Annotated in this window: 16 protein-coding genes and 3 tRNA genes; 7 read left to right on the top strand and 12 right to left on the bottom strand. The window is 63.6% G+C overall.

The annotated features are described in order from the left end of the window. Positions 1-50 precede the first annotated feature (50 nt). Complete coding sequence (locus HU764_RS19805) at positions 51-749, top strand: response regulator (RefSeq protein ID WP_099455097.1); 699 nt, start codon at positions 51-53, stop codon at positions 747-749. Next, complete coding sequence (locus tag HU764_RS19800) at positions 746-2353, top strand: ATP-binding protein (RefSeq protein ID WP_186703802.1); 1608 nt, start codon at positions 746-748, stop codon at positions 2351-2353. Before HU764_RS19805 ends, HU764_RS19800 begins: the two co-directional genes overlap by 4 nt. A gap of 3 nt (positions 2354-2356) precedes the next feature. Here HU764_RS19800 and HU764_RS19795 read toward each other — a convergent pair whose 3' ends face one another. Together HU764_RS19795 and HU764_RS19790 are read right to left on the bottom strand one after the other, a co-directional pair. Continuing rightward, complete coding sequence (locus HU764_RS19795; RefSeq protein ID WP_027594694.1) at positions 2357-3058, bottom strand: 4'-phosphopantetheinyl transferase family protein; 702 nt, start codon at positions 3056-3058, stop codon at positions 2357-2359. 80 nt (positions 3059-3138) lie between these two features. Further along, on the bottom strand, positions 3139-3930 hold the full coding sequence (locus tag HU764_RS19790) for a dienelactone hydrolase family protein (RefSeq protein WP_186681007.1): 792 nt from the start codon (positions 3928-3930) through the stop codon (positions 3139-3141). 129 nt (positions 3931-4059) lie between these two features. Here HU764_RS19790 and HU764_RS19785 point away from each other — a divergent pair, with 129 nt between their 5' ends. The 4 genes from HU764_RS19785 (at position 4060) to HU764_RS19770 (ending at position 8522) form a co-directional block, all read left to right on the top strand. Further along, positions 4060-4665 carry an outer membrane beta-barrel protein gene (locus HU764_RS19785; protein WP_027594692.1) on the top strand — a complete coding sequence of 202 codons (606 nt, stop codon included), beginning with the start codon at positions 4060-4062 and terminating at the stop codon, positions 4663-4665. 130 nt (positions 4666-4795) lie between these two features. Further along, on the top strand, positions 4796-5473 hold the full coding sequence (locus HU764_RS19780) for a response regulator (RefSeq protein ID WP_027594691.1): 678 nt from the start codon (positions 4796-4798) through the stop codon (positions 5471-5473). Beyond that, entirely contained in the window at positions 5470-6816 is a 1347-nt protein-coding gene (locus HU764_RS19775) for an ATP-binding protein (RefSeq protein WP_186681005.1), read from the top strand. The genes HU764_RS19780 and HU764_RS19775 overlap by 4 nt, the downstream gene beginning before the upstream one ends. Before the next feature lie 383 nt (positions 6817-7199). Then, positions 7200-8522 carry a dicarboxylate/amino acid:cation symporter gene (locus HU764_RS19770; RefSeq protein ID WP_027594689.1) on the top strand — a complete coding sequence of 441 codons (1323 nt, stop codon included), beginning with the start codon at positions 7200-7202 and terminating at the stop codon, positions 8520-8522. 58 nt (positions 8523-8580) lie between these two features. Here the strand turns inward: HU764_RS19770 and tsaA are convergent, their stop codons facing one another. The 5 genes from tsaA to rimO all read right to left on the bottom strand — a co-directional run bounded on the left by tsaA (position 8581) and on the right by rimO (position 12669). After that, the gene (tsaA, locus tag HU764_RS19765; RefSeq protein WP_099430217.1) at positions 8581-9276 is read right to left on the bottom strand and encodes a tRNA (N6-threonylcarbamoyladenosine(37)-N6)-methyltransferase TrmO; all 696 of its coding nucleotides are present in this window, start codon (positions 9274-9276) and stop codon (positions 8581-8583) included. A 6-nt stretch (positions 9277-9282) separates the two neighbouring features. Continuing rightward, positions 9283-9744, bottom strand: a complete 462-nt coding sequence (locus HU764_RS19760; protein WP_027594687.1) for a YehS family protein — start codon at positions 9742-9744, stop codon at positions 9283-9285. Positions 9745-9793: 49 nt separating this feature from the next. Next, positions 9794-10504 (bottom strand): rRNA pseudouridine synthase, encoded by a 711-nt coding sequence (locus HU764_RS19755; protein ID WP_099430216.1) that lies wholly within the window; start codon positions 10502-10504, stop codon positions 9794-9796. Positions 10505-10616: 112 nt separating this feature from the next. Then, positions 10617-11075 carry a GNAT family N-acetyltransferase gene (locus tag HU764_RS19750; protein WP_027594685.1) on the bottom strand — a complete coding sequence of 153 codons (459 nt, stop codon included), beginning with the start codon at positions 11073-11075 and terminating at the stop codon, positions 10617-10619. A 262-nt stretch (positions 11076-11337) separates the two neighbouring features. Beyond that, the gene (rimO, locus tag HU764_RS19745; RefSeq protein ID WP_027594684.1) at positions 11338-12669 is read right to left on the bottom strand and encodes a 30S ribosomal protein S12 methylthiotransferase RimO; all 1332 of its coding nucleotides are present in this window, start codon (positions 12667-12669) and stop codon (positions 11338-11340) included. A gap of 236 nt (positions 12670-12905) precedes the next feature. On the opposite strand from rimO, the gene HU764_RS19740 reads away from it, so the two are divergent. Continuing rightward, complete coding sequence (locus HU764_RS19740) at positions 12906-14816, top strand: potassium transporter Kup (protein ID WP_099455088.1); 1911 nt, start codon at positions 12906-12908, stop codon at positions 14814-14816. Positions 14817-14965: 149 nt separating this feature from the next. Here HU764_RS19740 and HU764_RS19735 read toward each other — a convergent pair whose 3' ends face one another. From HU764_RS19735 to HU764_RS19715, 5 genes are all read right to left on the bottom strand, one after another. Beyond that, positions 14966-16258: a virulence factor family protein gene (locus tag HU764_RS19735; protein WP_085272412.1), complete on the bottom strand. Its 1293-nt coding sequence runs from the start codon at positions 16256-16258 to the stop codon at positions 14966-14968. Further along, positions 16258-18900, bottom strand: a complete 2643-nt coding sequence (gene mprF, locus HU764_RS19730) for a bifunctional lysylphosphatidylglycerol flippase/synthetase MprF (protein WP_186703803.1) — start codon at positions 18898-18900, stop codon at positions 16258-16260. The genes HU764_RS19735 and mprF overlap by 1 nt, the downstream gene beginning before the upstream one ends. A 265-nt stretch (positions 18901-19165) precedes the next feature. Further along, a tRNA-Met gene (locus HU764_RS19725) sits at positions 19166-19242 on the bottom strand. 133 nt (positions 19243-19375) lie between these two features. After that, positions 19376-19452 (bottom strand) — tRNA-Met (locus tag HU764_RS19720). Positions 19453-19586: 134 nt separating this feature from the next. Beyond that, positions 19587-19663: transfer RNA gene (locus HU764_RS19715), tRNA-Met, on the bottom strand. Positions 19664-19784: the final 121 nt, after the last annotated feature.

Here is a 19784-nt window from a genome sequence, read left to right as displayed (position 1 = left end):
GCGGAACGTAGTATCGACGATAGAAAAACAACAATTGAAAGGCAAAGGCCATGGACCAACCCACCCCCCGCATCCTCATCGTCGAAGACGACCAGCGCCTGGCCGAGCTCACGGCCGAATACCTCCAGGCCAACGGCTTCGAGGTGGCCGTCGAGGGCGATGGCGGCCGCGCGGTGCGACGCATTGTCGACAGCCAGCCTGACCTGGTGATTCTCGACCTCATGCTCCCCGGTGAAGACGGCCTGAGCATCTGCCGCCGGGTGCGCGGCCAATATGCGGGCCCGATCCTCATGCTCACCGCCCGCAGCGACGAACTCGACCAAGTGCAGGGCTTGGACCTGGGCGCCGACGACTATGTGTGCAAGCCGGTGCGCCCGCGCGTGTTGCTGGCGCGTATCCAGGCCCTGCTGCGGCGCAGCGAAGCGCCCGAAAGCAAGCGCCTGGACCTGGCCTTCGGCCCGCTGCGCATCGACAACCGCCTGCGCGAAGCGCGGCTGGGCGAGCAACTGATAGACCTGACCGGCGCCGAATTCGACCTGCTCTGGCTGCTGGCCAGCAACGCCGGCCGGGTTTTGTCGCGCGAGCAGATTTTCACCGCCCTGCGCGGTGTTGGCTACGACGGCCAGGACCGCTCCATCGATGTGCGCATTTCCAAGATCCGCCCCAAGATCGGTGACGACCCGATCCACCCACGCCTGATCAAGACCCTGCGCAGCAAGGGTTACCTGTTCGTCGGCGAGGCGCCATGAACAACTCGATCTTTCTGCGCATCTATGGCGGCATGCTCGCCGTGCTGGTGCTGGTGGCGCTGCTCGGGGTGCTCAGCCTGCACCTGGTCAACGAAGTGCGCGCCGCCCAGCACCGCGAGGGCCTGGCCCAAGGCACTTTCAGCCTGATGGCCGACAACCTGGCCGTGCAGAACGAAACCGAACGCAAGCGCTCATTGCTGATGTGGGAGCGCCTGCTTGGGGTGCCGTTGGCGCTGCAGCCGATGTCGGCGCGCACCCTTGACGGTGGCCAGCGGGCCCGGTTGTATCGCGGCCTGGTGGTGGTCGAAAAGACCGGCCCGCACGCCGCCCAGGTGCTGCGCAAGGTTGGCCGCGAGGATGTACTGCTGGTGGCCCAGATTAAGCAGGTCAGCGAGCAGTTGGCCCGGGCCACCCTTTACCTGTTGGCGGACGAGCTGGTGCGTTACCCGGTGACCGAGCAGCAGCAGCGCCTTGCGCAACTCAAGCAGAGCAAGGGGTTTGGTTTCGACATCGCCCTGCAACGCCTGGAGCGGGTCGGCCTGGATGACGACCAGCGGCGGCGGGTAGAGGAGGGCGATACCGTCATGGCCCTGGGCAAGGATGGCGATTCAATCCGGGTGTTCTCCGGGCTCTCGGGGTCTCCCTGGGTGCTGGAAATCGGCCCGTTGCATCAGCTCAACCCGAACCCGCCGCAGTTGCTGATCCTGATTGCCTTTCTCGGGCTGTGCCTGATCGGGCTGGTGGTGTATTTGCTGGTGCGCCAGCTGGAGCGGCGTGTGTCGGGCCTGGAGATTGCGGCCACGCGTATTGCCCAGGGCAGCCTGGACACCCGTGTGCCGGCCGGTGACGCCGATTCGGTCGGGCGCCTGGCTGCAGCATTCAATGGCATGGCCGAGCACCTGCAGCGCTCGTTGACCATGCAGCGCGAGCTGGTGCGGGCGGTGTCCCACGAGCTGCGCACACCGGTGGCGCGCCTGCGCTTTGGCCTGGAGATGATCGAGACCGCGAGTACCGACCAAGCCCGCGCCAAGCACCTGGCCGGCATGGATGGCGACATCCAGGACCTGGACAAACTGGTCGACGAGATGCTGACTTACGCGCGCCTTGAGCAAGGTGCGCCGGCGCTGAAATTCCAGCGGGTCGACCTCGATGCCTTGTTTGACCGGGTGATCGAGGAACTCGCGCCGCTGCGGGCCGGCATCAAGGTGGTGCGCGGTGCTTGCCAAGGGGCTGAAACCGATGGGGCCTGGGTCGAGGCCGAGCCGCGCTACCTGCACCGGGCGCTGCAGAACCTGGTGAGCAACGCCATGCGCCATGCCGAGGGCGAAGTTCGGCTCAGTTACCAACTGGGGCAGCAACGCTGCAGGGTCGATGTGGAAGATGACGGGCCAGGCATCCCGGAGGGCGTCTGGGACCGCATCTTCACGCCTTTCACCCGACTCGACGACAGCCGCACCCGGGCTTCTGGTGGGCATGGGTTGGGCCTGTCGATCGTTCGGCGGATCATCTACTGGCACGCTGGCAGGGCCACGGTAGGGCGCAGCGAGGCGCTGGGCGGCGCCTGCTTCAGCCTCAACTGGCCGCGTGCACAGGCGCCCCAGTAAAGGTCAGACGCTGATCAGGCTCAGCAGGTGGCCGTCCTGAAGGCAGAACTGGCCCTGCAGTTCACTGCCGCGTTGCCATTCGGGTGACAGGTCGGTGAGCAAGCGCAGGCGGGCCAAACCCTCGGTGGACCACTCCAGCACTTCGGCGTGCTCGAAATAGAAACGCTGGCGAGTCAGCGGGTAGAGGGTCTTGAACAGGCTTTCTTTGAGCGAAAAGGTCAGCGTCACTGTCAGGCCGAGCTGGCGGCGGTCCAGGCGCTCACGTTCGGCGGGGGTGAGGATTTCCGCCATCAGGCGCTCGGCACGCTCGTCATCCAGCAGCGACTCCTGATCCAGGCCCAGGCCGCGGCAGCTGCCTTGGCCCGCGACGACGGCGGCGGCCCAACCTTTGCCGTGGGTGATCGAGCCGTGGATGCCGGCCGGCCAGATGGGCGAGCGGTCTTCGTGGGTGCCCGGCACAAAGTCGCGGCCATCCAGCCGTTGCAAGGCGGCGCGGGCGCAGACACGGCCGGCCAGGTACTCGGCCTGGCGCTTGGCCACCGAGCGTTGCAGGCTGGCGCTTTGTGCAATGCCGGCACGCTGGAAGTCGTCGGCAGCCAGGTGGGCCGGGTCGAAGGCACAGCTGACCAGCACTGCACCCGGCAACGGGCGGGGCAGGGGCCAATGGTGCTGAAGTGGGGAGCAGCAGGTGGGAAGTGTGTTCATGGGGGCTATTGTGCCAGCCGCGACGGCGGTGTGGGAGCGGCCTTGCGTCGCGATGGGCCGCAAAGCGGCCCCGGCGATCGTTACTTGAACACGTTCTTGAAGAAGGCCTGCATATCCGCCCATGAGCTTTCATCGGCTGCCTTGTTGTAACCAATGTCCGGCCCACCATGCTCGCCATGGCTCAAACGGTCGGCGTCCGGGTTGGTGAAGCCATGCTTGGCCCCGGGGATGCTGACGAATTTGTAGTTGACCTTGGCCGCGTCCATTTCCGCCTTGAACGCATCGACCTGTTGTTCGGTGACCATGCTGTCCGCCGCGCCGTGCTCGACCAGTATGTCGGCCCTGACCACGCCCGGCTTGGCTGGCGTCTGGGTGGCCAGCGCGCCATGGAAACTCACCACGCCATCGAGTTTTTCTCCCCGGCGCGCCGCATCGAGCACCACCTTGCCACCGAAGCAGTAACCCACTGCGCCCAGTTGGTGCTTGTTGACGTTCGGCTGCTTTTTCAGCAACTCCAGGCCAGCGTCGAAGCGCGCGGCCGCGGCAGCCGGGTCTTTCATCGCTTCGGCCATGAACGCCTGAGCATCCTGCGGATGCTCGGTGTGCTTGCCATCGCCGTACATGTCGATCGCCAGCGCTTTGTAGCCCAAGGCTGCCAGGTCGCGGGCGCGGCGCTTGGCGTAGTCGTTCAGGCCCCACCACTCATGCACCACCACGATGCCCGGGCGTTTGTCGTCCAGCGCATCGTCATAGGCGTAGTAGCCGACATAGCGCTTGCCATCGTCGTCCTGGTAGGGGATCTCGCGGGTCACTACCGCCGCCTGGGCGAGGGCGGCGCTGCACATCAAGGTCAGGGCCAGCAGGGCGCGCATGTTTACTACTCCTTGTCTTGCAGACAGTTCGTTCAGCCCTGGTTCAGCCAGGGTTCAGTCACGGTTCAGGGTGCCCTCCTTACTCTAGCTTCCAGACAGAAACAGCGCATCCAACTGGAGTACGAAGCCATGAAAACCTTCAACACCTTGCTCGCCGCCATGGCCGTCTGCGCCGCAGGCATTACCACCGCCCAGGCCGCCGATGAAAACTTCGCCAGCCTGACCTACGGCCAGACCAGCGATAAAGTCCGCAAGTCGGGCCTGTTGCAACGCAACACCGACAACCTGAACGCCGACGGCATCATCGGCAAGGACGACACCTGGGGCGTGCGCGTGGGTAAGATCAACGACCAGGGTCGCTACTACATGACCTACGATAACGTCTCAGGCGACCACAGCGGCCTCAAGTTGCGCCAGGAAAACCTGCTGGGCAGCTATGACCTGTTCCTGCCGGTGGGCGATACCACCAAACTGTTCGGCGGCGGCAGCCTGGGCATGACCAAGCTGACCCAGGATTCCCCAGGTGCCAGCCGTGATACCGACTATGGCTACGCGGTGGGCCTGCAGGCAGGTGTGATCCAGGAGATCACCGACAAGGCATCGGTGGAGATGGGCTACCGTTACCTGCGCACCAATGCTGCAACCGAGGTGGGCGCCAGCGGCGGGCCGAAAGACGGCACCCTGCGCCTGACCAGCAGTGCACAAACTTATCTGTCGGCGAACTACAAGTTCTGAGGTAGTTGTTATCCTGCACTGGCCTCTTCGCAGCGCAAGGCTGCTCCTACATCGGGCAACCACTGTGCCTGTAGGAGCAGCCTTGCGCTGCGAAGAGGCCGGCACAGGCCATATAAACAAGGAGCAGCACATGAAACTGCTGGTGGTCGAGGACGAAGCGCTGCTTCGCCATCACCTCTACACCCGCCTGGGCGAAAGCGGCCACGTTGTCCAGGCTGTCGCCGATGCCGAAGAGGCCCTTTACCAGGCCGAGCAGTACCACTTCGACCTGGCCGTGATCGACCTGGGGCTGCCGGGCATGAGCGGCCTGGAACTGATCGGCCGCCTGCGCAGCCAGAACAAGACCTTCCCCATTCTCATCCTCACCGCCCGTGGCAACTGGCAGGACAAGGTCGAAGGCCTGGCCGCTGGTGCCGACGATTACCTGGTCAAACCCTTCCAGTTCGAAGAACTCGAAGCGCGCCTCAACGCGCTGCTGCGCCGCTCCAGCGGGTTCACCCAGTCGACCATCGCCGCAGGCCCGCTGCTGCTCGACCTCAACCGCAAGCAGGCGACCCTGGACGATCAGCCCCTGGCCCTGACCGCCTACGAATACCGCATCCTCGAATACCTCATGCGCCACCACCAGCAGGTGGTGGCCAAGGACCGCCTGATGGAGCAACTCTACCCAGGCGATGAAGAACGTGACCCCAATGTGATCGAGGTGCTGGTAGGGCGCCTGCGCCGCAAGCTGGAAGGTGATAACGGCTTTAAACCGATCGACACAGTGCGCGGCCTGGGTTACCTGTTTACCGAGCGCTGCCGATGATCCGTTCCCTGCGGGTGCGCCTGATGTTGGCGGCCGCAGTGCTGGCGCTGCTGTTCATGCTGGCGCTGCTGCCTGCCTTGCAGAAGGCGTTCAGCCTTGCCCTGCAGGAATCCATCGAGCAACGCCTGGCCTCGGACGTGACCACGCTGATCTCCGCCGCCCGCATCGAGCGCGGCCAGTTGCAGATGCCGACGCTGCTGCCGGACGAACGCTACAACCTGCCCTACACCGGCCTGCTCGGCTATATCTTTGACCGCGACGGCAACCTGGTGTGGCAGTCGCGGGCCACCGCAGACCAGAACATCAACTACCGCCCCCGCTATGACGGCCGTGGCAACGAATTCGCCCGCATCCATCAAGGCGATGGCGAAGAGTTCTTCGTCTATGACGTCGAAATCAAGCTGCTTGGCGGCCAGAGCGCGGCCTACAGCATCGTTGCGCTGCAACCGGTGCGCGAGTACCAGCACACCCTCGATGGCCTGCGCGAAAAGCTCTACCTGGGGTTTGGCGCAGCCTTGCTGGCGCTGCTGGTGCTGTTGTGGGCCGGCCTGACCTGGGGCCTGCGTTCGCTGCGGCGGCTGAGCCGCGAGCTGGACGAGGTCGAGGCCGGCGCGCGTGACGGGTTGAGCCGCGAGCACCCCCGGGAGCTGCTGCGCCTGACCGGTTCGTTGAACCGTCTGCTGCACAGCGAGCGCGAACAGCGTCAGCGCTACCGTGACTCGCTGGATGACCTGGCGCACAGCCTGAAGACACCGCTGGCGGTGTTGCAAGGGGTGGGCGAGAGCCTGCGCCAGCGCAGCGGTGAGCGCGAGCAGGCGCGGGTGCTGCAAAGCCAGATCGAACGCATGAGCCAGCAGATCGACTACCAACTGCAGCGCGCCAGCCTGCGCAAGAGCGGCCTGGTGCGTCACAGCGTGCAACTCAAGCCCTTGCTCGACAGCTTGTGCAGCACCTTGGCCAAGGTCTACCGCGACAAGCAGGTCAGCGTCGCGCTGGACATACCCGAGGCCGCGCAGCTGCCGATGGAGCAGGGCGCGCTGCTGGAACTGCTCGGCAACCTGCTGGAAAACGCCTACCGGTTGAGCCTGGGGCACGTACGGGTGACCCTGGAAGAGGCGCCTGGCCAACTGACGCTGTGCATCGAAGACGATGGGCCAGGGGTGCCGGCCGATCAGCGCGAGCGCATTCTGGAGCGCGGCGAGCGGCTGGACAGCCAGCACCCGGGGCAGGGCATCGGGCTGGCGGTGGTCAAAGACATCGTCGACAGCTATGACGCCGGCTTGAGCCTGGGGGATTCGCCGCTGGGTGGCGCGGCCTTCCGGATCACCTTCACGCTGGATTGATCGGCAGTACCGGCCCTTTCACAGGCATTCACATGCTTGAAAGCAGTGCCCCCCTGTGGGAGCGGGTTCACCCGCGAAAGGGCCATACCGCCATACACTATGGGCGGATTCCCGCCATCACCCCTTGTACAAATTCCGCCAACGGGCGGAAATCCGCCAGCCTTCCTCAGCTTTTTCGCCCTGTCGTTGGGCACTTGTCCCTAGCAATCTCGGCCTTTGCACCCTTCGTGGGCATTTTGGCATTGCCCTTGCTATTGATCCTGGCAGAGGCCTGCCCAGGCAGCTCGAACACAACGACAAATCCCTCCATGTGCAGGAGGGTTAGCGATTCAGGTGCCCATCACCCTGGGAAGGGTGAACCGGCACACTTGAGGAAATTAGCCATGACGACACGTCAGCCGCTGTACAAATCCCTGTATGTCCAGGTGTTGGTCGCCATCACCATCGGCATCCTGCTCGGCCACTTCTATCCCGAAACCGGCGTTGCCCTCAAACCCCTGGGTGACGGGTTCGTCAAACTGATCAAAATGGTCATCGCCCCGATCATCTTCTGCACCGTGGTCAGCGGCATCGCTGGCATGCAGAGCATGAAGTCGGTAGGCAAGACCGGCGGCTACGCGCTCCTGTACTTTGAAATCGTCTCCACCATCGCCCTGATCATCGGCCTCGTCGTCGTCAACGTGGTCAAGCCAGGCGCTGGCATGCACATCGACGTCACCACCCTGAACGCCAGCAGCGTGGCCGCTTATGCCGCCGCCGGCGCACAGCAGACCACCGTTGGCTTCCTGCTCAACATCATCCCCAACACCGTGGTCGGTGCCTTCGCCAACGGCGATATCCTGCAAGTGCTGATGTTCTCGGTGATCTTCGGCTTCGCCCTGCACCGCCTGGGCAGCTACGGCAAGCCGGTGCTCGACCTGATCGACCGCTTCGCCCATGTCATGTTCAACATCATCAACATGATCATGAAGCTGGCCCCGGTCGGTGCCTTCGGTGCCATGGCCTTCACCATCGGCCAGTACGGCGTGGGTTCGCTGGTGCAGCTGGGCTACCTGATGGCCTGCTTCTACGTGACCTGCCTGCTGTTCGTCCTGGTGGTTCTCGGCGGTATCTGCCGCGCTCACGGCTTCAGCGTCCTCAAGCTGATCCGCTACATCCGCGAAGAGCTGATGATCGTGCTGGGCACGTCTTCTTCTGAGTCCGCGCTGCCACGCATGCTGGCGAAGATGGAGCGCCTGGGTGCGAAGAAATCGGTGGTTGGCCTGGTCATCCCGACGGGCTACTCGTTCAACCTGGACGGCACCTCGATCTACCTGACCATGGCCGCTGTGTTCATCGCCCAGGCGACTGACACCACCATGGACATCACCCACCAGATCACCCTGCTGCTGGTACTGTTGGTGGCGTCCAAAGGCGCTGCTGGCGTGACCGGTTCGGGCTTCATCGTGCTGGCTGCCACCCTGTCGGCGGTTGGCCACCTGCCGGTTGCCGGCCTGGCGCTGATCCTGGGCATCGACCGCTTCATGTCCGAAGCCCGTGCCTTGACCAACCTGGTCGGTAACGCCGTTGCCACCGTGGTCGTGGCCAAGTGGGTCAACGAAATGGACAACGACAAGCTGGCTTCGGAGCTGGCATCTGGCGGCGCACCGCTGGAAGACACCCGTCCGACCGACGACCTGGGCGTGGCTGAAGGCCCTGCTCGCTGATCGCGGTTAGGCAATGAAAAAGGCGACCTTCGGGTCGCCTTTTTTGTGCACGCTCGGATCAATGATCCAGCACGACTTCCAGCACGCGGATCAGCGCCGGCTGCGGATAATGCCAGCGCACCTGCACATCCCAGAACTTGACCCCATACACCCGCTCCGGGGGTGGCACCTGATACGCCGGCCGCGGGTCTTGCCCGAGGCACTGCTCGATCAGCTCCACCAGTGGCTCGCCCAGGCGCAGCGCATGCGCGTGGGCCTGGGGCAGGGCATCGTCGTGCCATTGCACGGCGATGGCGGCGGGCGCTTCGCTGGCCATCTGGTTGCTGGCACCGGCAATGCTGTCGGCATAGGGTACGTAAGGCTTGATATCCAGCACCGGGGTGCCATCGAGCAGGTCGATCCCGGACAGCAGCAGGCGACCAGGCTCTACGCCTTCCAGGCGTACCACCGACTGGCCAATACCATTGGGCCTGTGGGTGGCACGGGTGGCGAACACGCCCATGCTCTTGTTGCCGCCCAGGCGCGGTGGGCGCACTTTCAGGCGTGGCTTGTCTTCCAGGGCCTGGTGGAACAGAAACAACAGCCAGACATGGCTGACCTGCTCCAGGCCCGCCACGGCATCACCCTGGTCGAACGGCGGCAGCAGCTCCAGCACGCCACGCGCCGCGGGTGCCAGGTGGGGCTGGCGCGGGATGGCGAACTTTTCCTTGAAGCAGGAGCGGACGATGCCGACCGGTGAAACCGTATGCTGCATGGCCACTTAGCCGCGCACGCGCAGGGTCAGGCCCTTGAGGAAGTTGCGCAGCAGCTGGTCGCCGCAGGGCCGGTAGTTGTCATGGCCGACCTTGCGGAACAGCGCGCTGAGTTCGGGTTTGGAGACCGGGAAGTTGACCGACTTGAGTATCGCGTGCAGGTCTTCTTCCTTGAGCTCGAACGCCACGCGCAGCTTTTTCAGAATGGTGTTGTTGGTCACCGGCAGCTCGACCGGCTGTTGCGGGCGGCTGTCGTCCTTGCCGCGGCGATGAATCACCAGGCCATCCAGAAAGTGCGCCATGACCGGGTCGGGGCAGCGCACGAAGCCGGGCTCTTCCTCTTTCTTGAGGTAGCTGGCCAGGGTCTCGGCGCTGACCTCCAGGCCCGACAGCTTGATGATGCCGACCATTTTGGCATCGTTGATCTTGAGCATGTAGCGCAGGCTGCGCAGTACATCGTTGTGGTTCATTTGGCTGAAATCCTGTTCTGAGCCGTGCCATCCGGCGCGGCGGTATTGCTTAGAAACGTTCGCTGGTAGCCATGTAGCGCCACTGTCCCAGTGGCAGCTTGCCCATGGACACACCGCCCAGGCGAATGCGGCGCATGCTGATTATCTGCAGGCGCAGGCTGGCGCACAGTTCGGAAATCTGCCCCGGCTGCGGGTTTTTCAAGGCCAGGCGCAGGTGGGTTTCGTTCTGCCAGCTGGCCTTGGCCTTGGGTAACTCCCGGTCATTGCGCATCACACCACGGGCCAGGCGCTCCAGCGCCTGCGGGGTGGCTTCGCCGCTGACTTCGATGATGTATTCCTGCTCCAGGCGACGCAGGTCGGCGTCGATCTTGCGCGCTACGCGCCAATCCTGGGTGAAAATCTGCAGGCCGCTGGCGCCACGCTCGAGGGGGGCAATGCAGGACAGCTTGGTGAAGTGCCCATGCAGCGGCCGAACACCTTCACGGTGCGCCTCGCTGAGGGTGTCCATGGTCATGCTGATACGGGCCGACTCGGTGTCCAGGCCGGCAGGCTGGTTGAGCAGGAGGGTCACGGGTTCGAGGTTTTCGGCACGCGCACCGGGCAGCAGCTCGACCTGTTGGCCGTCGACCTTGAACTGCGGCTGCTCGACCACCACGCCATCGACCGTGACCCAGCCGCCTTCGATGTACAGCTCGGCTTCGCGGCGGGAACAGCCGAATTGCTCGATAAGGCGTTTGGACAGGCGGACGGGCTCAGACATGACGGCGATTCGCAAAGGCAGGGAAAGGCCGCCATTGTACCTGCCTGGGCGGTCGAGGGGCTGGGAATCTGTGTCATTTACGCCGTTTTGGCGAGACAACACGGCAGAAGCGTCAGGCCCCTGCGCGGATCAGCCGCAGGTGCAGCAAAGGGTAGGGCTGCCCCAGCCCATCGGTCTGCGAACGGCCAACTACCTCAAAACCTTCGTGCAGGTAGAACCCCAGCGCCTGCGGGTTCTGCTCATTGACATCCAGGCGTTCGGCATTCAGTTCATCGATGGCGTAATGCAGCAGCCTTTTACCAATGCCCTTGCCACGGCATGAGGGCGCGACGAACAGCATGTCCACCCGCCCATTGGCCACGCCGGCAAAGCCCTGGATGCGTTGCTGTGAGTCCTTGCAGCAAATCAGCATCACCGCATCGAGGTAGCGGTGCAGCACATGTTCGCGCAGCAGCAGGATATAGGCATCAGGCAGGAAATCGTGGGTCGCGCGCACCGAGTCTTCCCAAACCTGGGTCAGCTCGGGGTAGTCGCGCAGATGGGGGGTATGCAGCGTCGAAACCTGGCGCATCCGTGTATTCCTCCTGGGCACTGAGGAAAACGATAGATGCAAATGCAAAGGTCGGCGTCAGATCAGCCTAACCATTCCATTGTAGGAGCAGCCTTGTGCTGCGAAGAGGCCAGTGGCAATTCCGTAAATCTTCGCTGCTAGTACCGGCCTCTTCGCAGCACAAGGCTGCTCCTACCGGGAGTGCGCATGACCGGAGGGTGTGGGCGGATGTGGCAACACAAGGGGCGCAATGCGCCCCCGGTATTTCAGCGCTTTGCGTTGATCAGACAGGCTCTGCCCACATGTCGTACTCGTCGGCATCCACCACCCGGCAACGCACTTTGTCGCCGGGTTTGAAGCCATGGTCGCCATCGATGAACACGCTGCCGTCGATCTCTGGCGCATCGAAGAAGCTGCGGCCTACCGAACCTTGCTCCTCGACTTCGTCGATCAGCACTTCGATCTCTTTGCCGATGCGCAGCTGCAGGCGGGCGCTGCTGATGGCTTGCTGATGCGCCATGAAGCGGTCCCAGCGGTCCTGCTTGACGTCATCCGGCACTTCGTCCAGGCCCAGGTCGTTGGCCGGGGCGCCTTCGACAGGCGAATACTGGAAGCAGCCGACGCGGTCGAGCTGGGCTTCGGTCAGCCAGTCGAGCAGGTACTGGAAGTCTTCTTCGGTTTCGCCAGGGAAGCCGACGATGAAGGTCGAACGGATCACCAGTTCAGGGCACTGCTCGCGCCAGTTCTTGATGCGCGCCAGGGTACGGTCTTCGAAGGCCGGGCGCTTCATCGACTTGAGCACTTTCGGGCTGGCGTGCTGGAACGGGATGTCCAGGTACGGCAGGATCTTGCCGGCGGCCATCAGTGGGATCACGTCGTCGACGTTCGGGTACGGGTACACATAATGCAGGCGGACCCAGGCGCCCAGGCTGCTCAGCGCTTCGCACAGCTCGAGCATGCGGGTCTTGACCGGGCGGCCGTTCCAGAAGTCGGTCTTGTACTTGACGTCGACGCCGTAGGCGCTGGTGTCCTGGGAAATCACCAGGATCTCCTTGACGCCCGCCTTGACCAGGCGCTCGGCCTCGCTCAACACTTCACCCACCGGGCGGCTGACCAGTTTGCCGCGCATCGACGGGATGATGCAGAAGCTGCAGCTGTGGTTGCAGCCTTCGGAAATCTTCAGATAGGCGTAGTGACGCGGGGTCAGCTTGACGCCTTGAGGCGGCACCAGGTCGATCAGCGGGTTGTGGTCCTGACGTGGCGGCACCACTTCGTGCACGGCGTTGACCACTTGCTCGTACTGCTGCGGGCCGGTAACCGACAATACGCTCGGGTGCACATCACGGATGCTGCCTTCCTCGACACCCATGCAACCGGTGACGATGACCTTGCCGTTTTCCTTGATCGCTTCGCCGATCACTTCCAGCGACTCGGCCTTGGCGCTGTCGATGAAGCCGCAGGTGTTGACCACCACCACGTCGGCGTCCTCGTAGGTGGGCACGACTTCATAACCTTCCATGCGCAGCTGGGTCAGAATGCGCTCGGAATCGACCAGGGCTTTTGGGCAACCCAGGCTTACGAAACCTACCTTAGGGGTGGCGGGAGTGGTGGACATGACTAACCTCGGTATTGAATACAGGTCGCCCGACCGGAAACGGGGGCGATCTTGACGGGCGCTTTTGGGCGCCTCTGATCAAAAAGTGCGCAATTCTAGCGAGCGCAAGGTCGCTTGACTAGCAGAAATACGACGAACGCTGCGCTATGCTTCGCGCCGTTGCGTCCGGGTATCTGCCATGCCCTGACGTGGGGGTGAATTCTATCGGCCGTGAGGGCCGTCTGCGGGAGTGGTCGATGGTTCAGGCAAGCAGTCATGCCGAAGGCGGGCACGAGGGGAAGCAGGGTGCGACGCGGTCGCTGGGCCTGCTCGTGGCGGCGGTCGGGGTGGTCTATGGCGATATTGGCACCAGCCCGCTGTATACGCTCAAAGAAGTCTTTACCGGTGGCTATGGCGTGCCGGTCAACCATGACGGTGTGCTGGGGATCCTGTCGCTGATCCTCTGGTCGCTGCTGTGGGTGGTGTCGTTCAAATACGTGATGTTCATCCTGCGTGCCGACAACCAGGGCGAGGGCGGCACCATGGCGCTTACCGCGCTGGCGCGGCGGGCCACGGCGGCCCATCCGCGGCTGCGTACGCTGATGGTCATCTGCGGGCTGATCGGCGCTTCGCTGTTCTATGGCGACAGCATGATCACCCCGGCGGTGTCGGTCCTGTCGGCGGTCGAGGGCATGGGCCTGGCTTTCGACGGCATCGATCACTGGGTGGTGCCCATTTCGCTGGTGGTGCTGGTAGCGCTGTTCCTGGTGCAAAAGCATGGCACCGACAAGATCGGCAAGCTGTTTGGCCCGATCATGGTGGCCTGGTTCGTGGTGCTGGGGGCCTTGGGGGTGCATGGCATCTCGCAAAGCCCTGAAGTGCTCAGGGCATTCAACCCCGGCTGGGCGGTGAACTTCTTCATTGTTCACCCCGGCATGGGCGTGGCCATTCTCGGTGCCGTGGTGCTGGCGCTGACCGGTGCCGAGGCGCTGTATGCCGACATGGGCCACTTCGGCCGCAAGCCGATTGCCCGCGCCTGGTTCGCCCTGGTGCTGCCGGCGCTGGTGCTCAACTACTTTGGCCAGGGTGCAATACTGCTGCAGAACCCTGAGGCGGCGCGCAACCCCTTCTACCTGCTGGCACCGTCCTGGGCGTTGCTGCCGCTGGTGGGGTTGGCGACCATGGCCACGGTGATCGCTTCGCAGGCCGTGATTTCCGGGGCTTTCTCCTTGACGCGCCAAGCTATCCAGCTGGGCTACATACCGCGCATGCAGATCCAGCACACGTCCAGCGATGAACAGGGGCAGATCTACATCGGTGCGGTGAACTGGACGTTGATGGTCGGTGTCGTGTTGCTGGTCATCGGTTTTGAATCGTCCGGCGCCCTGGCCGCGGCCTATGGAGTGGCGGTCACCGGCACCATGCTGATGACCACCATCTTGGTGTCGTCGGTGATGCTGCTGTTGTGGAAGTGGCCGCCGGTGCTGGCAGTGCCGATACTGCTGGGCTTTTTGTTCGTGGACGGGCTGTTCTTCGCCGCCAACGTGCCGAAGATCGTGCAGGGCGGGGCCTTCCCGGTGTTGGCGGGCGGCGTGTTGTACCTGTTGATGAGCACCTGGAAGCGCGGCAAGCAGATTCTTGTCGAGCGCATCGATGAAGGCGCGCTGCCGCTGCCGGTGTTCATCAGCAGCATCCGCATCCAGCCGCCGCACCGGGTTGAAGGGACGGCGGTGTTCCTGACGGCGCGCCCCGACGCCGTGCCCCATGCACTGCTGCACAACATGTTGCACAACCAGGTGCTGCACAGCCAGGTGGTGCTGCTGACGGTGGTCAGCGAGGACCAGCCACGGGTACCGGAGCAGGAGCGTTTCGAGGTGGAGGCCTATGGCGACGGGTTCTTCCGCGTGCTGTTGCACTTTGGCTTCATGGACGAGCCGGACGTGCCGGCGGCGTTGAAGCTGTGCCACCTGGAAGACCTGGATTTCAGCCCGATGCGCACGACGTACTTCCTTAGCCGCGAAACCGTCATTGCGTCGCGGCTGGAGGGCATGTCGCGCTGGCGCGGGAACCTGTTTGCGTTTTTGCTGAAGAACGCCAACGGCAATCTACGCTTCTTCAATCTACCGTTGAACCGGGTGATCGAGCTGGGGACCCAGGTCGAGATTTGAGCCAGGTCGGGCTGCAGGTATTGCGCAGCCCGTTCTGCCCTCATCGCCGGCAAGCCGGCTCCCACAGGTGCGGCGCTAGGCTTGGAGGCTACAGAGTTCGGGTGGGAGCCGGCTTGCCGGCGATTGGGCCGCATGGCGGCCCCTTTCTATCAGTTCTGCTCCGCCACGCTCGACTTGCCCTGGCGCGTCTCGATCTCGCCGATCAGGCGCTTGGCCAGCGCGGGGTAGTTCTCGTCGAAATGGTGCCCCCCCGGTAGCTTCAGTCGCTCACCAACGGCCGTCTTGTCGGTGCAGCCGCTTTCGTCGGTCTCTTCCACGCCGTAGACGCACACCACTTTGGACGCTGGCAGCTTGGCCATTTCTGGGCCGGTTGGCGCCTCCTGGCCTTCTTTGCCCAGCCAGCCCTCGACCTCGATCTCGAAGCTGCCGCTGCGGGCGAAGGCCAGCAGCATCACCGCGTCGATGCGTTGCTGGTCTTCGGCCGGCAGGCGGTTGTAGATGGCGGGCAGCACGTCGGCGCCAAATGAATAACCGGTCAATACAAAACGCTTGGTACCCCATTTCTGACGATAGTGCTGCATCAGTTCCGACAGGTCTGCGGCGCTTTGTTCCGGGGTCTTGTGTTGCCAGTAATAGCGCAAGGTGTCGATGCCGACCACCGGGTAGCCCAGCTTGGCCATTTCCCCGGCAACGTCCCGGTCCAGGTCGCGCCAGCCGCCATCTCCGGACAGGAACAGGGTGACGGTGTCGGTGGTTTGCCCAGCCGGCACCTCGACCACCGGGATGGCCAGGGCGTTGCCGTCATGCCCGACCAAGGCTTGGGTCAGCTGCGATTTGAGTACCTGGGGCAAGTGGATGTCGTAATCGCTGATGCTGGTTTCAGCGTTGGCCTGGTCGCGCACGAAGGCCGCGCTGGCGTCATCCGGGTTGTCGTTCCAGGCGACGTTCCAGTGGCCGTGGGCGGCCGACTTGGGCAGTGTGGCCTGGCAGCCGGGTTGCTCGAGGGTGAAGTCGACGGAAATGGCCCGCGCCTTGTCGTCAGTCTGTGCGGCCAACCAGCGCCAGGCTTGTGCCGCACCCGGGCCGATGCCGGCTACTAGGGTCGGTTTCTCGGCGAGCTGGGTCAGTGCCAGGTCCAGCGCTTGCTGCTGCTTGCTGCAGTCGCTAGGCGGCAGGATCACCTGCACCAGCTGGGCTTCCCCGGCCTGGCTCAGGTCCAGCAACTGCTTGTCGGTCAGGGCCTGGTCCTGGGGGACGCCGATGGCGACCCGGGCTTTGGCGTGCACGCCAGGGGTGACACGGGTGATGTGGGTGTCATTCAGGGTCAACTGCTCAAGGCGCGCCTCAGGGGCCGGGCGCGTCCACAACCAGAAGGCCGCGGCCCCGCCAAGGGCGGCCAGCAGCAGCGCAATCACCAGGTACAGCCAATAGCGTCGGATCATCAGCGTTTCACCAATCCAGTCAGGCCGCCAGCAATCAGGGCGGCAGTGTCGGCCAGTGCCACCAGCGGGTCGAGCCCTGCTGGCACAGCCATGTAACGGGGTTCCCAGTCCGGTTGGAACTTGTCCTTGAAGCGTCGAAGCCCCTGGAAGTTGTAGAGCTGTTCGCCGCGGCGGAACACCATTGAGCCCAGGCGTTGGGTCAACGGCGCGCCACGCCGTGGCTGCAGCCCGGAAAGCGGGACCATGCCCAGGCTGAAACGGCCGTAGTCATGGCTTTTGTAGTGCAGGATCAGGCCGATCATCATGAATTCCATGGTCAGCTTCGGTGCTTCTGGATGTGCGCGCATCAGGTCGAGGCTGGCCAGCTCGTTGCTGTGGGTTTCCAGCAGGTTGGCAAATGCAACGGGCCGGCCCTGGAAGCGAATCAGGGCAATCCGGAAATGCTGCAGGTACTCGGGGCTGAAGCGCCCGAGCGAGAAGCCTTTCTCGCGCACGTTCTTGCCGCTGAGCCAGGCATCGGAGATTTCCTTGAGCTCTGCCAGTGGGGCGTGACCGGGCTCATGGATCTCCAGGCTAAGGCCGTCACGGCCGCCACGGTTCCAGGTGTAGCGCAGGTCCTTCATCTCCTTGCCCTTGGCGTCGAGGTCGAAACGGCGCAGGTCGACCCGGGCTTCCTCGCCCAGCTTGAGGGCGGTCAGGCCAATGTCCATATAGAAGGGCAGGTTCTCTGCGCGTACCTGATAGAACACCGGTCGGGCGTGGTGCAGGTCGCACAGGTCACGGAACTGCCAGATCATCTCGGCGCGCTCTTGGGCGGGGCCGATCGGGTCATACAGGGCCACCAGGCTGCGACCGCGACGGGCATACATCAGGAAGGCGTTGTCGCGTGGGTGGAACAGCAAGGCCTTGTCCCCCGTCAGCGCCAGGCCGCCATCGGGCTGGTCGGACGCCAGCAGAATACGATTGGCGCGTTGCAGCTCTTCGTCATCGGGCAGGTGGATGACCGGCGGTGCGGTGCGCAGCAGCCAGGTCAGGGCCACGGCCACCAGCAGCACGGCGCTGCCCATGGCTGCTCGCAGGCCGCGCGGGGCATCGGCATCCAGGGTGAACTGCCACCACAGCTGGTGGCTGTAGGGCACATCCTGGTAGGCAAACAGCAGCAACCACACCGAAGCACCCACCACACAGGCGCTGGCCACCAGGAACACCGGCGAGAAGGGCAGCTCCAGCAAGCGGCTGGGGCGGTAGAAGGAGCGGCGGAACAGGGCAAGCAGGGCAGCCGTGAACGTGAGCAGGCACGCTTCTTCCCAGTCAAAGCCCTTGAGCAGCGACAGCAAGGCACCGACCAGCAGCAATGTGGTGGTCAGCAGCCAGGCCGCCGATAGGCGCCGGCGCAGCCCTTGGGCCAACAGCAGGCAGAGCACGCCGATCAGGCTGGCGCCGAAGTGCGATGCATCGATCAGGCGATGGGGCACCAGAAAACCCATGTGCTCCAGGCGCGTGTCGATCTCCGGCGTGGCACCGGAGAACAGCAGCACGACGCCGGACAGGAACACCAGGATCGACAGCACCGGCGCGGCCAGCCCTGAAGCTACCTTGATCGCCTGTTGCGCGAACAGCAGGCGCCGTGCCTCGTTGGCCAACAACAGCACGCAGGCCAGCAGCAGCGGCAATACCACGTAGATCAGGCGATACAGCAACAAGGCTGCGGCCAGTGGCGCGGCGCCCAACTGGTCGGCAAAGGCTGCCAGCAAGATCGCCTCGAACACCCCGACACCGCCGGGTACATGGCTGAGCACGCCAGCGGCCAAGGCCAGCAGGTACACCAGGATGAACGCGCCAAAGGGCGGTGCTTCGGGCAGCAGCAGGTACAGCACGGTGGCTGCGGCGGCCACGTCCAAGGCAGTGATCAGCAATTGCAGCGCAGCCAGGCGGGCACCCGGCAGGCGCAGCGTGCGGCGGCCCAGTTGCACCAACAGGTTATCGGTCACGGGTTGTTCGGCCAGGCGCCTGCGATAGAGCCCGATCACCAACACTGCAAACAGCACCAGTACAGCAGCAGCGATACCCGCCAACAGGCCCGGCGAAAGGCCCAGCGCCGTAGAGGCGGCGGGCAGATCGCTCAAGGTCGCCAAGGCAGCCAGGGGCGGCAACGCACACCCCAGCGACAGGCTGGCAAAAACGGTCATCCGCGCAACTTCGGCAGCCCCAAGGCCCTGGCGCGCATACAGGCGGTAACGTACCGAACCACCCGACAGCATCGACAGGCCGATGGCGTTACCGATGGCGAAGGCGCTGAAGCCCCCCAGGACCAGGCTGCGCGCGGGCAGTTTCACGCCGGCATAGCGGCTGGCCGACCATTCGTACCCCAGCAGGATCACGAACCCGACGACTGTCGCCAGCAACGCACCGAGCAACGACTGCGTCGGCACGCTGAGCATGGCATCGTGCAGCGCATAGATGTCCAGCTCGCTCAGCAGGTGGCGGCAGGCAACCAGCGCCATGGCGAATAGTACCAGCGTCACCGCCAGGCCAATGGGCTGACGATAGCGGCTCAAGCGCTCGATCATGGGCAGGCGCTGCGCAGCAGTCGGTAGCGCCGATGCGAGGGGCACCGGAGGTTCAGGGTTGTGGGAAGTCATCGATTGGTACCCCGAGCCGGCAGCGCGAGGTAGGGGAGAGGTGCGGCCAAGTGAAAGTCCCTTAGGAAAACGTATCCAATAGTACTCCGTGCACAGGCGCTTTCAGCGTTCTGGCCGGGTTAAAGATAGTTCATCCTGAGAGGGGGTTCTCAAGCCTGGGGGGCAGGCGAGTGGCAGCTTGGTGCCGTGGCGGTGGAAAACGTGGGGCCATAAAACAACAAACCCCGCGCTGCTGTTACACAGGCGGGGTTTGTTCTGACGAATATGGTTGCGGGAGCCGGATTTGAACCGACGACCTTCGGGTTATGAGCCCGACGAGCTACCAGACTGCTCCATCCCGCGTCAGAGGTGCGCATTCTACAGCTTGTTGAATCTGTGTAAAGCGTTAATTGTTGATTTCTCAACCTTTTTTCTTCTGCATCATTTTCGATGCAAATAAAAAGGCCACTGCGTTAACAGTGGCCTTCTCTTTGTTTGGTTGCGGGAGCCGGATTTGAACCGACGACCTTCGGGTTATGAGCCCGACGAGCTACCAGACTGCTCCATCCCGCGTCTGTGGGGCGGATTCTACAGTTTATTGACGGTGTGTCAAGCGTTAGCTCTTGATTTATCGTCAATTTTCCACAATGACTTTTTCGAGACCAAAGAAAAAGGCCACTGCGTTAACAGTGGCCTTTTCTCGAATCTGGTTGCGGGAGCCGGATTTGAACCGACGACCTTCGGGTTATGAGCCCGACGAGCTACCAGGCTGCTCCATCCCGCGCCTGTGAGATCGAATTCTACGGATTTCCCGCCCTATGTCAAGCAATATTCCAAGAAAACCCTTTTTCGTTCAAACCCTTAGCGTTTGAGCAAGGCGCGCGGGGCAGGCGCGGCGGGCCTTG

The sequence above is a fragment of the Pseudomonas kermanshahensis genome, from assembly GCF_014269205.2.
GTDB lineage: Bacteria > Pseudomonadota > Gammaproteobacteria > Pseudomonadales > Pseudomonadaceae > Aquipseudomonas > Aquipseudomonas kermanshahensis.
The sequence above is the reverse complement of the archived record's forward strand: the minus strand, read 5'-3'. Positions and strand labels throughout refer to the sequence as shown.